General features: G+C 68.4%; 8 protein-coding genes. All 8 read left to right on the top strand.

The features are described 5' to 3' along the window. Positions 1-37 precede the first annotated feature (37 nt). The 8 genes from AC3A4T_RS19590 (at position 38) to AC3A4T_RS19555 (ending at position 16,083) form a co-directional block, all read left to right on the top strand. Positions 38-3,391 (top strand): non-ribosomal peptide synthetase, encoded by a 3,354-nt coding sequence (locus AC3A4T_RS19590; RefSeq protein WP_487676915.1) that lies wholly within the window; start codon positions 38-40, stop codon positions 3,389-3,391. Further along, entirely contained in the window at positions 3,388-6,744 is a 3,357-nt protein-coding gene (locus AC3A4T_RS19585; RefSeq protein WP_487676914.1) for a non-ribosomal peptide synthetase, read from the top strand. Before AC3A4T_RS19590 ends, AC3A4T_RS19585 begins: the two co-directional genes overlap by 4 nt. A gap of 28 nt (positions 6,745-6,772) precedes the next feature. Next, on the top strand, positions 6,773-11,344 hold the full coding sequence (locus AC3A4T_RS19580) for a non-ribosomal peptide synthetase family protein (protein ID WP_487676913.1): 4,572 nt from the start codon (positions 6,773-6,775) through the stop codon (positions 11,342-11,344). Continuing rightward, positions 11,341-12,684: an MFS transporter gene (locus tag AC3A4T_RS19575; protein ID WP_487676912.1), complete on the top strand. Its 1,344-nt coding sequence runs from the start codon at positions 11,341-11,343 to the stop codon at positions 12,682-12,684. The genes AC3A4T_RS19580 and AC3A4T_RS19575 overlap by 4 nt, the downstream gene beginning before the upstream one ends. A 252-nt stretch (positions 12,685-12,936) precedes the next feature. Then, on the top strand, positions 12,937-13,752 hold the full coding sequence (locus AC3A4T_RS19570) for a DUF6875 domain-containing protein (protein ID WP_487676911.1): 816 nt from the start codon (positions 12,937-12,939) through the stop codon (positions 13,750-13,752). Between the two features lie 40 nt (positions 13,753-13,792). Further along, positions 13,793-15,136, top strand: a complete 1,344-nt coding sequence (locus tag AC3A4T_RS19565) for an FAD-dependent oxidoreductase (RefSeq protein ID WP_487676910.1) — start codon at positions 13,793-13,795, stop codon at positions 15,134-15,136. Positions 15,137-15,212: 76 nt separating this feature from the next. Then, a complete protein-coding gene (locus tag AC3A4T_RS19560; protein ID WP_487676909.1) occupies positions 15,213-15,566 on the top strand; it encodes a hypothetical protein in 354 nt (117 codons plus the stop codon). Positions 15,567-15,630: 64 nt separating this feature from the next. Beyond that, on the top strand, positions 15,631-16,083 hold the full coding sequence (locus AC3A4T_RS19555; RefSeq protein ID WP_487676908.1) for a hypothetical protein: 453 nt from the start codon (positions 15,631-15,633) through the stop codon (positions 16,081-16,083). Positions 16,084-16,098 lie beyond the last annotated feature (15 nt).

Raw genomic sequence — 16,098 nt, 5'->3', positions numbered from 1 at the left:
GTCGGCTGACGAGAGTCGTCACAAGGAAGGTAGAGGGATGAGCGAGATTGACCATCGCATCGCAGGGTTGTCCCCGGCGAAGCGGGAACTGCTGCGCCAGATCGCGGCGCGCCAACGCGGTAGCAACCAGATTCAAGCCCGGCCACGGCCCGATCGGATCCCGCTGACCTTCGGTCAGCGCCGCCTGTGGTGGCTGGACCAGTTCACGCCCGGCATGACCGCGTACAACTCGCCGGCCGCGCTGTGGCTGGAAGGCACGCTCGATCGCGAAGCGCTGCATGCCGCGGTACAGGCATTGGCCGATCGCCACGAAGCACTGCGCACGGTGTACCGCAAGCACGACGGCGAACCGTTCCAGAAAATTCTCGACCAGGTGCAGGCGCCGTGGCGCGAGTTGCGCGCCGACGGCGCGACGCCGCAGGCGCGGCGCGAGGCCGCGCTCGATATCGCGCGCGCCGAAATCCGTGGCACCTTCGACCTCAGCGCCGACGCGATGCTGCGCGCGGCCTTGATCGAAGTCGAACCGCAACTGCATCTGCTGGTGCTGACCTTCCACCACATCGCCATCGACGGCTGGTCGATCAGCAAACTGCTCGACGAGATGTACACGGTCTACAACGCGCGCCTGGCCGGCGAAGCGCCGAAGCTCGACGCGCTGCCGCTGCAGATCGCCGATATCGCGCTGTGGCAGCAGGAAACCCTCGGCGAAACCGGCCTGCAGCCGCAGCTCGACTACTGGCGCGAGCGCCTGACTGGCGCGGCGACCACGCTGGATCTGCCGGCCGATCGCCCGCGTCCGGCGGTGCAGAGTTTCCGCGGCGCGCTGTATCGCGCGGAAATTCCGGCCGCGCTCAACGAACGCATCGAAGCGTTCGCGCGCGAGAGCAAGTCGACCCTGTCGATGGTGTTCATGGCCGCGTATCAGGCGCTGCTCGCGCGCTACACCGGCCAGGACGACATCACCGTCGCGATGGGCATCGCCGGGCGCAACCGGATCGAACTCGAATCGGTGGTCGGCTTCTTCGTCAACACGTTGGCGCTGCGCACCACCTTCGAAGGCGATCCGAGTTTCGCTCAGTTGCTCGAGCGCGTGCGCGAAAGCGTGCTGGCGGCGATGGAGAACGGCGACGCGCCGCTGGACAAGGTGCTCGAAAGCCTGCGCCTGCCGCGTTCGTCCAGCCATACGCCGCTGGCGCAGGTGATGTTCTTCTTCCAGAACTACCCCGCGATCGAGTCGGAATTGACCGGCCTGCGGGTCGAATCGATGCCGCTGACCGAACTGCAGCCGGGCAACGCACAGGGCGACCTGAGCCTGTTCGTGACCCAGGACGCCAAGCGCGAAATCGTGTTCGAGTACAGCACCGACCTGTTCGACGCCGCGCGCATCGAGCGCCTGGCCGAGCATCTGCTGACCCTGCTCGAGCATGCGGTCGCCGCGCCGGACACGCGCGTGGCGCAGCTGCGCCTGATGAACGACGCCGAGCAAGCCGAACTGGCGCACTGGAACGACACCGTGCGCGAATTGCCCGCGCAGCGCACCTTGTCGACCTTGATCCAGGCGCAGGTCGAACGCACGCCCGACGCGATCGCGCTGAGCTTCGGCGCGCGCGAAATCAGCTATCGCGAACTCGACCGCCGCGCCAATGCGCTCGCGCACGAGTTGCGCGCGGCCGGCGTGGTCGCCGGCGCGCTGGTCGGGCTGTATGTCGAGCGCACGCCCGAGATGCTGATCGGCCTGCTCGGCATTCTCAAGGCCGGTGGCGCTTACGTGCCGCTGGACCCGACCTACCCGGTCGATCGCCTGGCCTACATGCTGGAAACCTCGGCCTCGCGCGTGCTGGTGACCCAGCGCGAACTGGCCGCCACGCCGCCTGCGGAAGTCGAAAAAACCGTGCTCGCCGACGCCGACGCGGTGCTCGGCGACAACGCCGATCATCCGCCCGCCGACGGCGCGAGCGAAGACGATCTGGCCTATGTGATCTTCACCTCCGGCTCGACCGGCAAGCCCAAGGGCGTGGAAATCCGCAACCGTTCGGCGGTGAACCTGCTGCGTTCGGTCGCGCGCGAACCCGGCCTGGCCCAGGGCCAGAAGCTGTGCGCGATCAGCACCTTGTCGTTCGACATCGCGCTGTTCGAACTGGTGCTGCCGTTGACCGTCGGCGCGAGCATCGTGCTGGTCGACCGCGACACCGCGCGCGACGGCATGAGCCTGCGCCGCCTGGTCGACAACGCCCATCTCGACGTCATGCAGGCCACCCCGGCCACCTGGCGCATGCTGTTGGAAGTGGGCTGGCGCGGCAACGACACGATCAAGATCATCTCCACCGGCGAAGCGCTGCCGCGCGAACTCGCCGATCGCCTGCTGCCGTGCTGCGGCGAGTTGTGGAACCTGTACGGCCCGACCGAAACCACGGTGTATTCGGCGCTGTGCCGCGTGCATGCCGGCGAAGGCCCGATCCTGGTCGGCAAGCCGGTCGACAACACCCAGATCCACATCGTCGACCGCAACATGCAGAGGCTGCCGATCGGCGTGCCGGGCGAGTTGCTGATCGGCGGCGACGGCCTGGCCGCGGGTTACAGCGGGCGTCCGGACCTGACCGAAGAAAAGTTCATCCCCGATCCGTTCAGCACCGTTGCCGGCGCGCGTTTGTACCGCACCGGCGATCTGGCGCTGTGGCGCCGCGACGGCACGATCGAGGTGATCGGCCGCATCGATCACCAGATCAAGCTGCGCGGCTTCCGCATCGAACTGGGCGAAATCGAATCGGTGCTGGCGCAGTACGACGGCGTCACCCAGGCGGTCGTGCATTGCCGCGAGGACACCCCGGGCGATAAGCGCCTGGTCGCCTACGTCACCGCCGAAGGCGCCGCGCCCGCATTGATCGCATTGCGCGATCACCTGCGCGCCGCCCTGCCCGACTACATGGTGCCCAGCGCGTTCGTGGTGCTGGATCAGTTCCCGCTCACCCCGAACGGCAAGGTCGACCGGCGCGCGTTGCCGGCGCCGGAAACCGCGAGCGGCGCGCAGGACGGCGAGGCCGACGTGCTCGCGCCGCGCACGCCCGAGGAAGAAATGCTGGTCGAGCTGTGGCAGCAGCTGCTCAATCTGCGCAGCGTCGACGTGCGAGCGAATTTCTTCGATCTCGGCGGCCATTCGCTGCTCGCCACCCGGCTGCTGTCGCGCATCGATCAGGCCTACGGCGTCGAATTGCCGCTGCGCACCCTGTTCGCGGCGCCGACCCTGGAGCAACTGGCCGTGTGCGTCGCCGATGCGCGCGCGCAGTTCCAGCCCGACGATCTCGAAGCGCTGCTCGCCAGCCTGGAAAACCTCAGCGACGAAGAAGCGAGCGCGCAGTTGAACGCGGCCTCGCAGCCCGGAGCCTCGTCATGAGTGAGCTCGACGCACGTCTGGCCGGCCTGTCGCCGGAAAAACGCGCGCTGCTGTTGCAGCAACTGGGCCGCAAGCAGAACGCGGCCCCGAAGCAGGACATCGTTCGCAGGCAGCGGCCGGCGCGTCTGCCGCTGTCGTTCGCCCAGCAGCGCCTGTGGATTCTCGACCAGCTCGACCCAGGCTCGGCGGTCTATAACGTTCCGCTCACCCTGTGGCTGCGCGGTCCGCTCGACCCCGCGCTGATCCAGCGCGCGCTCGACGAGATCCTGCGCCGTCACGAGAGCCTGCGTTCGGTCGCGCGCGCCGACGACGACGGCCCGTTCCAGGTGGTGCTGCCGCCGTCGACGGTGCAACTGGCTCAGCAGGACCTGCGCCATCTGGACGAACCGGCGCGCGAAGCCGCAGCGTTCGAACTCGCGCGCGCGCAGGCGACGCGCTCGTTCGACATCCACAACGGCCCGCTGTTGAGCGCCACGCTGAGCCGGCTCGAGGACGAGCGTCACCTGCTGACCGTCAACGCCCATCACATCGCCGTCGACGGCTGGTCGCTCGGCATCGTGCTGGACGAATTGCAGCAGTTGTACGCGGCCTATCGCGACGAGCGTCCCTCGCCGCTGGCCGAGCCGGCGCTGCAATACGTCGACTACGCGCTGTGGCAGCGCGATCAGTTCGAAAATCAGGTCCTGGCCAAGCAGCTCGACTACTGGAAACAGCAGCTGTCCGGGCGCCTGCCGGTGCTGGAATTGCCGGGCGACCGCTCGCGTCCGGCGTTGCAGAGCCATCGCGGCCAGGTGTTCCGCGACGCGGTGCCGGCCGAGTTGTACGAAGAGGTGAAGCGCCTGAGCCGGCAGGAAGGCGCGACCGCGTTCATGACCGTGCTGGCCGCGTTCAACACGCTGCTGATGCGCTATTCGGGCCAGTCCGACCAGATCGTCGGCGTCGGCATCGCCAACCGCAATCGCCAGGAACTCGAGTCGCTGGTCGGCTTCTTCGTCAACACCCTGGCGGTGCGCAACGACCTGTCCGGCGATCCGACCTTCCGCGAGCTGCTCGCGCGCGTGCGCGACAACACGCTCAACGCCCAGTCCAACCAGGACCTGCCGATCGAACGGCTGATGGAGGAACTCGACCTGGACCGGGCGCTGAGCCATTCGCCGTTGTTCCAGGTGATGCTGTTCTTCCAGAATTTCCCCGGCGAATCCAATCGCGTGTCCGGCCTCGACATGAGCCCGGTGACTTTCGACGCGATCAACCAGGGCACCGCGCGCAACGACCTGTCGCTGTTCGCCAGCGAACACTACGGCGCGCTGCAACTGTTCTTCGAGTACGCGACCGATCTGTTCGACGAAGCCACGGTGGCCGCGTTCTCGCGCCATCTGATCCAGTTGCTGCGCGCGGTGGTCGCCGATCCGTCCAAGCGCCTGAGCGAAATCGACATCCTCGGCGACGACGAACGCCGGCAACTGCTGCGCGACTGGAACGACACCGCGCGCGAGCTGCCGGCCGATCCGACCCTGCATGCGCTGTTCGAAGCCCAGGCCACTCGCACGCCCGACGCGATCGCGGTCGAGCAGAACGGCGCGCGCGTGAGCTACGCCGAACTCGACGCCCAGGCCGAGGCCATCGCCCGCGCGCTTGTCGCGCATGGCACCGCGCGCGGCGACAGGATCGGCCTGTTTGTCGAACGCAGCCCGCGCATGCTCGCGGCGATGCTCGGCGCGCTCAAGGCCGGCGCGGCCTATGTGCCGATGGACCCGAGTTATCCGAGCGAGCGGCTGCGCTTCATGCTCGAGGATGCCGCGCCGCGCGTGGTCCTCGGCGAACGCGCCCTGCTCGCGCAGTTGCCGGCATCGACGAGCCCGACTCTCGCGCTCGAGGACGCGCTTGCCACACCCGCGGGCGAACGTGTCCTCGCAGGCGTCGGTGCGGACGACATCGCCTATGTGATCTTCACCTCAGGCTCGACCGGCCGTCCCAAGGGCGTGCAGATTCCGCACCGCGCCGCCGCGAACTTCCTGAGCTCGATGGCGCGCGAACCCGGCCTGAGCGCTGGCGACGCGGTCTGCGCGGTGACCACGCTGTCGTTCGACATCGCCCTGCTCGAACTGATGCTGCCGCTCAGCGTCGGCGCGCGCGTGGTGCTTGCCGATCGCGACACCGTCGGCGACGGCGCCGCCCTGGCGCGTTTGATCGAACGCTCGGCCAGCACCGTCATGCAGGCCACGCCGGCAACCTGGCGCATGCTGCTCGATGCCGGTTGGCGCGGCGCGCCGCAGTTGCGTCTGCTGTGCGGCGGTGAAGCGTTGCCGCGCGAACTCGCCGATCGATTGCTGGCGTGCTGCGGCGAACTGTGGAACCTGTACGGCCCGACCGAAACCACGGTGTGGTCGACGGTCGAACGCGTGCAGCCCGGCGACGAAGCAATCAGCATCGGCACGCCGATCGCCAACACCCAGGTCTACATCGTCGATCGCCAGATGCAGCCGGTTCCGGCCGGCGTGCCCGGCGAATTGCTGATCGGCGGCCTCGGTGTCGCCCGCGGCTATCTCGACCGGCCCGAACTCACCGACGAAAAGTTCATCGCCGACCCGTTCGGTGCTGAGGCTGGCACGAATCCCGACGCACGCCTGTACCGCACCGGCGATCTCGCCCGCTGGCGTCGCGACGGCCGGCTGGAAGTGCTCGGCCGCATCGACCATCAGGTCAAGCTGCGCGGCTTCCGCATCGAACTGGGCGAAATCGAATCGGTCCTGGCCGAACAGCCCGATGTGCTGCAGGCCGTCGTTATCTGCCGTGAAGACCGTCCCGGCGACAAGCGCCTTGTGGCCTACATCGTGCCGCGCGCGAGCGACACGTTCGACACCGGCGCCGCGCGCGCCGCGGCGCGTCAGCGCCTGCCCGACTACATGCTGCCCTCGGCCTGGGTCGTGCTGGCGCAACTGCCGTTGACTCCGAACGGCAAGGTCGATCGCCTCGCCTTGCCGGCACCGGAGGCCGGCGCGATCGAAGCCGATCGCTACCTCGCGCCGCGCAACGGCGAGGAAGCCACGTTGGCCGGTCTGTGGGCGGAAGTGCTGGGGCTCCAGCGCGTCAGCATCGACGGCGATTTCTTCGAACTCGGCGGCCACTCGCTGCTCGCGACCCAACTGGTCACCCGCATCAACAAGGCCTTCGGCGGCGAAACCCCGCTGCGCGCCTTGTTCGAAGCGCCGACCGTGGCCGGCTTCGCGCAGTGGCTGATGCAACAGCGGGTCGACAGCGTCGATGCCGACGATCTGCTCGGCATGCTCGATCAGCTCGAAGGTTTGTCCGACGACGAAATCCAGGCCCTGCTCGCCGACGCCGGCGCTTGATCGCACTCTCAAGGACGAACCGCACCGCATGAACCAGTCTTCTTCCAATCCCGCCGACATCGCCGCCGGCACCGGCGCCGACACCGTCGTTTCCGACGCGGCGGCCGAGCGGCTGGCGCGACTGAGCCCGCAACAGCGCGAGCTGCTGTTGCGTCAGCTCGCCGCGCGCAACGCCGCGGCCGCGCCGAAGCCCGACGCGGTGACGCGTCGCAGCGTCGCCGGCGTGCCGTTGCCGTTGTCGCCGGCGCAGCAGCGGATGTGGTTCTTCGAGCGGTTCCAGCCGGGCACCGGCGCGTATCACGTCTGTGATCACCTGCGCCTGCGCGGCGCGCTTGACCTCGCCGCCTTGCGCAACGCATTCGCGCGGATCGTTCGCCGTCACTACACCTTGCGCACCGGCTTCAGCGAAGTCGCCGGCGAGCCGCGCCAGACCGTGTTCGACGAGGTGGCCTTCGATATTCCGACCATCGACCTGAGCGCATTGGCGCCGGACCTGCGCGAGCAGGAAATCCAGCGTCTGGTCGACGCCGAGACTGAGCGTCCGTTCGATCTGGGCAAGCCGCCGCTGATGCGCGCGAGTCTGCTGCGGGTCGATGCGCACGATCACGTGCTGATGGTCGTGCTGCATCACATCATTTCCGACGCCTGGTCGATCGGGGTGATCTACGACGAACTCGGCCGCCTGTACGCGGCCGGCCTCGACGGCGCCTCGCCCGATGCGCTCGACGCGGCATTGCCGGAACTGCCGGTGCAGTTCGGCGACTGCGTGCTGTGGCAGCGCGAACCGGCGCAGGAACAAAAAGTCGCCGCGCACATGGCGTTCTGGCGCGATGCGCTGGCCGGTCACGCCGGCCTGCTCGATCTGCCGACCGATCAGCCGCGTTCGGCGACCGCGCTCGGCCGCGGACGCCGGCAATCGCTGCGGCTGCCCAAGGCCTTGGCCGACGGCGTGGCCGAACTCGCGCGACGCGAAGGCGCGACCTTGTTCATGGCCTTGCTGGCGGCGTTCCAGACCTTGCTCGCGCGTCACAGCGGCCAGGACGACATCGTGGTCGGTTCGCCGGTCGCCAATCGCGGCCTGGCCGAATCGACGCCGTTGATCGGCCTGTTCGTCAACACCGTGGCGCTGCGCGGCGATCTCAGCGGCGATCCCTCGTTCCGCCAGTTGCTGGCGCGCACGCGCTCGCATTGCCTGGATGCGTTCGAACACGTGCAGGCGCCGCTCGAACGCGTGGTCGATCAACTGCGGATCGAACGCGTGCCCGGCCGCACGCCACTGTTCCAGACCATGTTCGTACTGCAGAACGCGGTCGGCGCGCCGCTGACCCTGCCGGGCCTGGAACTGGACTGGATCAATCCGCAGACCCAGGCCGCGCGCTTCGAACTGACCTTGTCGCTGGCCGCCGGATCCGACGGCATCAACGGCGTGCTCGACTACGACATCGACCTGTTCGACGCCGGCACCGCCGAGCGTCTGCTGCGCCAGTTCGAACATCTGCTCGGCGATGCGGTCGCGCATCCCGACCGGCCGCTGTCGCAGCTCGCGCTGCTGAACGAGGCCGATCGGAATGAATTGCTGCACCTCGGCCACGGCGGCGACGCCGAACTCGACGACACGAACGAGCATCTGTACACGATGTTCGCGCAGCAAGCAGCGCGCACGCCCGATGCGGTCGCCTTGATCGAACCCGGCCGCGAACTCACTTATCGCGAGCTGCTGCAACGCGCCAACGGCCTCGGCCTGGCGTTGCAGGCGCTCGGTGTCGGCGCCGAATCGCGGGTCGGCGTGCTGACCGATCGCTCGATCGAAGCGCTGGTCGCGGTGCTCGGCGTGCTCGCCGCGGGCGCGGCCTATCTGCCGCTGGACCCGGCGCATCCGGACGAACGCCTGCATTTCCTGCTCGACGACACCGCCGCGCTGGCGCTGCTGGCGCCGCCGCAGTGGCGCGCGCGCGCCGAGGCCTTGAACCTGCGCGTGCCGGTGCTGATCAGCGACGAAGTCGCCGCATCGGCCAGCGCGCCGACGGTCGAGTTCGCGCCCGAGCACGCCGCCTACGTCATCTACACCTCGGGCTCGACCGGCCAGCCCAAGGGCGTGGTGATCGAACACCGCGGCGCGGCCAATCTGACCCGCGGCTTCATGGCGCGGCACGATTTCAAAGACCAGCGCTTGTTGATGATCCCGCCGCTGGTGTTCGACGCCTCGGTCGGCGACGTGTTCCCGGCGCTGGCTAGCGGTTCGGCGCTGGTGCTGCATCCCAACCCGACCGAGCTGGGTCCGTTCGAACTCGAAGCGTTCTGCCGCGAGCACCGGATCAGCGCGATCGACGCGCCGGCCGCGCTGTGGCGGCGCTGGAGCGAAGGCTGGTCGACGATCGTGCGCAGCGAACCGCTGCTACCGCATCTGCGCCTGATGATGATCGGCGGCGAGAGCGTCGCGGTCGAACAGGTGCGCCGCTTCGCCCAGATCACCGACGGCCGGGTCGCGTTGAGCAATCACTACGGCCCGACCGAGACCTCGGTGTGCGCGGCCATGCTCAGCACGGTCGACGCCAGCGAATACGTCGCGCGCGAGTTGCCGATCGGCCGGCCGTTGCCGGGCGTGCGGCTGTACGTGCTCGATCCGCACGGCGCATTGGCGCCGCGCGGCGTGGTCGGCGAGCTGTGCATCGGCGGCCTCGGCGTGGCGCGCGGTTATCTCAATCAACCCGAACTCAGCGCGGCGAGTTTTCCGCCCGATCCGTTCGCGGCCGATGGCCGGCTGTACCGCACCGGCGATCTGGCGCGCTGGAACAGCGATGGCAGCCTGCAATTTCTAGGCCGCCGCGATCATCAGATCAAGCTGCGCGGCTTCCGCATCGAACTGGGCGAGATCGAAACCGCGCTGGAATCGCATGCGCAGGTCGAAGCCGCGGTGGTGCTGCTGCGCGAAGACCGGCCCGGCGACAAGCGCCTGGTCGCCTACGTCGTCGCCGACGAGGCCAGCGGGCCGAACCAGTGGCGCGAGCATCTCGCCCGCAGCCTGCCCGAAGCGCTGCTGCCGTCGGCGTATGTGCGTCTGCCGGCGATGCCGCTCAACCGCAACGGCAAGGTCGATCGCAAGGCGCTGCCCGAACCGAGCGCTGAACTGCTGGTCGAGCGCACCCTGATCGAAGCGCAGACCGACACCGAACGCGCCGTGCTCGCGGTGTGGCGCGAGGTGCTCGGCCGCGAGGAGATCAGCGCCGACGACGATTTCTTCTCGATCGGCGGCGATTCGCTGATGACCCTGCCGCTGGTGTTCAAGCTGCATGCCGCGCTCGGCGTGGAACTGCCGCTGGCCTCGGTGTTCGCCGCGCCGACCCTGTCGGCGCAGGCACGTCGCATCGACGAACTGCTGTCGGGCGAAGCGGTCGACGAATTCGATCTGGCCGCGCAGGTCCAGCTCGCCGACGATATTCACCCGCGCAACGCCGCGTTGCCGGCGGTCGCGCGCGCCAATCCGCGTTCGGCCTTCATCACCGGCGCCACCGGTTTCCTCGGCGCGTACATGGTGCGCGAGTTGCTCGACGTAACCAGCGCCGAAGTCATCTGCCTGGTGCGCGCCGCCGATGCCGACGAGGGCCTGGCCCGGATCCGCGCCAACCTGCACGGCTACGGCCTGTGGCGCAGCGGCGACGAAGCGCGTCTGGCGATCGTGCTCGGCGACCTCGCCCAACCGCGCCTGGGCCTGGACGAAGCCGCCTTCGATGCGCTTGCGCAGCGCGCCGAAGTGATCTTCCATAACGGCGGCCAGGTCAATTTCCTCGCCCCGTATCAGCATCTGGAAGCGGCCAATGTCGGCGGCACCCGCGAAGTACTGCGGCTGGCCACCTTGCGCCGGATCAAGCCGGTGCATCTGGTCTCCACCCTCGGCGTGTGCCTGACCGGGTCGAACCTCGATCGCACCGTGTTCGAATCCGATCCGCCGCCGAGCGCCGACGAGCAATACGGCGGCTACAACCAGAGCAAGTGGGTCGGCGAACAACTGGCCCTGGTCGCGCGCGAACGCGGCCTGCCGGTGGCGATCTACCGGCCGGCGCGGATCACCGGCGACAGCCACACCGGCGCCAGCAATCTCGGCGATTATTTCAACGCCTGGCTCAAGGGCTGCGTGCAGATGGGCCGCGCGCCGCATCTGCCCAACGAAGCCTTCGACATGGCGCCGGTGGACTATGTCGGTCGCTCGATCGTGCGTATCGCGCTCGGCGCGGGCGACGCCAACGGCAACTTCCATTTCTACAATCGCCGCCGCCTGCCGATCCCGACCGCGGTCGCGACCTTGCGCGAGGCCGGCTTGGCGCTGGAAGAAATCGACTACTTCGAATGGCGGCGCGAATTGCTGGCGAACGCGGCCGTCTCGCGCGACAACGCGCTGGCGCCATTCGCCGGCCTGTTCCCGTCCAACCCCGATCCGCGCGAACCCAGCTTCGATTGCAGCGCGACCACCCGCGCGGTCGAACCGCTCGGCTTGATCTGTCCGCCGGCCGACGCCGCCTTGCTGCGCCTGTACGTGCGCTTCCTGCAATCGCGCGATTTCTTTCCCGCCAACACTCACGCGGCCGCCGAGGTGAGCGCATGAATCCGTGGGCGGGTCTGCGCAATTTCCTGCTGATCTGGTTCGGCCAGCTGGTCTCCGGCGTCGGTTCGCGCCTGACCGCGTTCGCGCTGGGCGTGTGGGTGTTGCAGACCACCGGCTCGACCACGCGCTTTGCGATGGTGTTCGTGGCGATGGCTGTGCCGTCGCTGCTGATCTCGCCGATCGCCGGTGCGCTGGTCGATCGCTGGGACCGGCGCCGCACCATGATCGTGTGCGAGGCGATCTCGGCCATCACCATGCTCGTGATGGCCGGCCTGCTCGCGAGCGGTCATCTGGCGATGTGGCATATCTACGCGGGCGTCGGCATCACCGCGCTGGCCAACGCGTTCCTGCAACCGGCTTACGCGGCGAGCATTCCGCTGCTGGCCACCTCCGATCAGCTGACCCGGGTCAACGGCCTGGTGCAGACCGGTTTCGCGATCGCCCAGGTCGGCGGTCCGCTGCTGGCCGGCATCCTGGTCAGCACGATCTCGATGCAGGGCGTGTTGATCGTCGACGCGCTGACCTTCGTGACCGGCCTGCTGGCGCTGGTGTGGGCGCGGATACCGCGGCCGCAGCGCAGCTCCGACGACGAGGATCGCGGCCTGTGGCACGAAGCGGCGACCGGCTTCGCCTACGTGCGCGATCGCCGCGGCCTGTTCGGCCTGCTGATCGTGTTCGGCCTGAGCAACTTCATGTTCGGCATCGCCAGCATCGCGATCACGCCGCTGATTCTGTCGTTGGCCGATCCGGCATTGCTCGGCATCCAGATGGCGATCGGCGGCGTCGGCCTGTTGCTCGGCGGCGTGGCGATGACCACCTGGGGCGGCCCTCGCCGGCGCGTGGTCGGCGTGCTCGGCTTTTCGATGCTGGCCGGCCTGTTCCTGGCCGCGCACGGGCTGCGGCCGTCGTTCGCGCTGGTGGTGGTGGCCGGGTTCCTGTTCTTCCTCAGCGTGCCGATCATCAACGCCAGCAACGCCACGCTGTGGCAGAGCAAGGTGCCGGCCGATCTGCAGGGCCGCTGCTTCGCGATCCAGCGCGTGCTCGCCGAGGCGGCGATGCCGTTGGCGTTCTGCCTGGCCGGACCGTTGGCCGAGCACGTGTTCGAACCGTTGATGGCCATCGACGGTCCGCTCGCCGGTTCGATCGGTCTGTTGATCGGCACCGGCCCCGGCCGTGGCCTGAGCCTGATGTTCATCGTGCTGGGCTTGTCGATGGTGGCGATCGCCGCGGTCGCCTGGTCGGTGCGTTCCATTCGCGAAGTCGAACAGCAGTTGCCCGACGCGCCGGTCGCGGTCGAGCACGGCGAGATCGACGAGCCCCCCATCAAATGCGTGGCCTGAGTCGCTCAGGCATCAACAAGGAGTCGTTCATGCAAGAGCCAGCCATCGATCCAGGGCCGTATCGCGCGGTACGCGACCGTCGCGACCCAAGCTGTACACCGCCGCTCGACGACGCGTTCGCCGGCGGCCAGCGCGGGTAAGGATTCAAACGCAGTGCCTCGCCGATGCCGGCGAGTTATGGACGGACTCGCGCACGCGCATACATCGCGGCACGGTCTGAGCTAAGCCAAGTGATGCAGGGATGAAATGGCAATGACCCCAGACAACGACTCGACTTCGGTCATCGACTCCGACCGCCTGCTGATGCAGGGACAGGCTTTCCTCGAGAGCCCGATCGCCGCGGTGCGCGGCAAACTGCTGCAGGCCTCCGTGGTCGAACGCGAACAGGACCCGAGCGCTCCGCTGCCGCAGACCGTGGCGTGGATCCGCACCTTCCTCGCCCGTCCGCACCCGGACGTGGGCCGGCCGGGACCGGTGTGTCCGTTCACGCCGACCGCGCTCGCGCTCGACACGATCTGGCTGGCGGAAATCCACGACCGCGATGTCAGCGTCGACAGGATTACCCAACTGATCGGCGAATACCGCGACCTGTTCGCCGAAATCGAGCCGCGCACCGGCCAGGTGGCGATCAACAAGACCGTGCTGATCGTGTTCCCGCATCTGGGCGACGAAGCGGCGGCGTTCATCGACGAAGTGCAGCAGCAGTTGAAGCCGAGCTTCGTCGACCTGGGGCTGATGCTCGGCGAATTTCATGCGAGCAACGAAAGCCCCGGCTTGCGCAATCCGGACTTCCGTCCGCTGCGCAGCCCGGTGCCGATGCTCGCGATCCGGCACATGGTCGAAACCGACCTGCCGTTCCTGCGCCGCTCGCTGGATACGCCGCAGGTGCGCGGCCAGTACCTGCGTTCTTACCTGCGCCGGCTCGGCCCGACGGTGCGGCGCAACTACTTCGAGCAGGCGGTCACCGCGCTGGTCGATGCGGAACTGGAAGTGCGCGCGCTCAAGCGGTCCAAGGCGGACAAGACCGCCGACAAAGCCGCCAAGACCGACAAAGCGGCGCGCGCCTGAGTCGCCGCCGATACCTTCGAATGTACGGATACTCACTTCGATGACTGAGCAAGACATCAACGCCGGCGGACGCGTGGCGATCGTCGGTGGCGGCCTGGCCGGTTCGCTGCTGGCCTTGTCGCTGGCGCGCCAGGGCGTGGGCGTGGACGTGTACGAACGGCGCCCGGACCCGCGCGTCGGCCTGAGCGAGGGCGGACGCTCGATCAACCTGGGCCTGTCCAAGCGCGGCATCCAGGCGCTGACCGAGGTCGGCCTGATCGATCAGGTGATGCCGCTGTCGGTGGTGATGGGCGGCCGCGTGATCCATGCGCCCGACGGCAGCACCCGCTTCCAGCCCTACGGCAAGGACCGCGGCGAAGTGCTGCACTCGATCGACCGCAACGAACTCAACCGGCTGCTGCTCGATCACGCCCAGCGCCATCCGCAGGTGCGCCTGCATTTCAACCATCGCCTGGAGCGGATCGACAAGGCCCGGCGCGAGCTGGAATTCGATCACGACGGCGAGAAAGTACGCGCGCAGCCGGCCTGGGTGGTCGGCGCCGACGGCGCGTTTTCGCGCGCGCGCCAGGAAATGCAGCGCGGTGAACGCGCCGACTACCACCAGGAATACCTGGAATGGGGTTACAAGGAACTGAGCCTTGCGGCGCTGCCCGGCGGCGGCTCGCAGATCGAACTCGAAGCGCTGCATGTGTGGCCGCGCGTGCATTGCTTCTTCGTCTCGCATCCCAATCGCGACGGCTCGCACACGCTGACTTTGTTCCTGCCGCATGAAGGTCCGGACAGCTTCGCCACCACGCGCACGCCGGACGAGGTGCGCGCGCTGTTCGGCAAGTATTTCCCCGACTTGATCCCGCTGCTGCCCAACTTGGTCGACGACTGGGTCAGTCATCCGACCGGCTCGCTGATCACCACCCGCACCGCGCCGTGGAGCATGGACGAGTGGATCGTGCTGGTCGGCGACGCCTGCCACGCGGTGTATCCGTTCTACGGCCAGGGCATGAACTCGGCGTTCGAGGATTGTTCGGCGCTGATGGCCGCGTTCGCCGCGCATCCGCGCGACCGCCGCGCCGCCTTCATCGCCTACGAGCAATCGCGGCGGCCGCACACCGACACCCTGGCCGAGTTGTCGAAGGCCAATTTCATCGAGCTCAAGCAGAAGGTGCAGTCGTTCTGGTTCCTCGCGCGCAAGCGCGTCGACGCCGCGCTGAACCGGCTGCTGCCCAAGACCTGGCTGCCGCTGTACACCATGATCGCGCACACCACCATGCCGTACGGCGACGCGCTCAAGCGCTCGCGGCAGCAGGAGAAGATCCTGCTCGGCGCGGTCTCGGCGCTGGCGCTGGTGGTGGTCGGCGCGGGCGTGTGGGTGGGCCGGCTGCTCTGAGTCCGGTCCGGCGGTGAGCCGCTTGCAGTAGGCGGCTTTCATCGGATCGACACGATCTTGCGATAAGGATATCGGCATGAACGAGAACTCTGCGACCCAAGCCAACTTGCCCCAAGCCGCCCTGACCGACGTCGGGGCCATCGAAATCGGTGTGAGCCAGGACGGGCTCGCCCGCTGCGGCGAGCGCGAACTGGGGCTGTTGCGCGCATTGCACGGCTCGCGCGACGACGCGGCCATCCGCATGCCGTCTCACGGCGGCGCCGAGGCAAGCCTGGGCGGCGGATTGAGCCCCGATGAGCAGGCGCTGCTGCTGGCCGCGTTCGGCATCGATGCGCGCACCCGCCCGTTGAGTCTGCTCGCGGTCGACTTCATCCGCACTCGCCGGCGTCTGCGCGACGCGCGGCCGCGGATCGCCGGCGCGACCTGCTGAGTCGGCCGCGGCGAAGCACGACTACACTGATGGCGTCCAAACCGCCGCCATCGCGTACCGATCGATGATCCGCCGCAAGACCCAGCTCGACCGCACCGGTTGCGGCCTGGCCTGCGTGGCCATGCTGGGCCACATCGGCTACGCGCAGGCGCGTTCGCTCGCGCGGCAGCTCGGCATCGTGCCGAAAGCGCCCGGCGAAGCCAGCGGCGGCGCCACCCGCGGCAGACGCAAGGCCTACTACACCAGCGCCAGCGAACTGGCGCGGATGCTGCGCCTGCTCGGCGCGCGCCCTGGCCGCGAGCGCATGCTCGAGCGCGCCGACGCGCTCGACAGCGACGGCATCCTCGGCATCAATCCCAACCCGCGCGACGGCAGCTGGCATTGGGTGGTCTACATTCACGACGACGCCGGCGGCTACGTGCTCGATCCGAATCCGCGCGTGCGCAGCGAACGCCGCAACGATCTGCGCCGGATGCGCTGCCGCAGCTTCCTGCCGGTGCATTCGCGCACGGACTGATCGCGACGCGATCGC

The organism is Lysobacter sp. Soil_N_51 (assembly GCF_057655755.1).
Note: the sequence above shows the minus strand (reverse complement) of the source record. Positions and strands in the feature narration are given on the sequence as shown.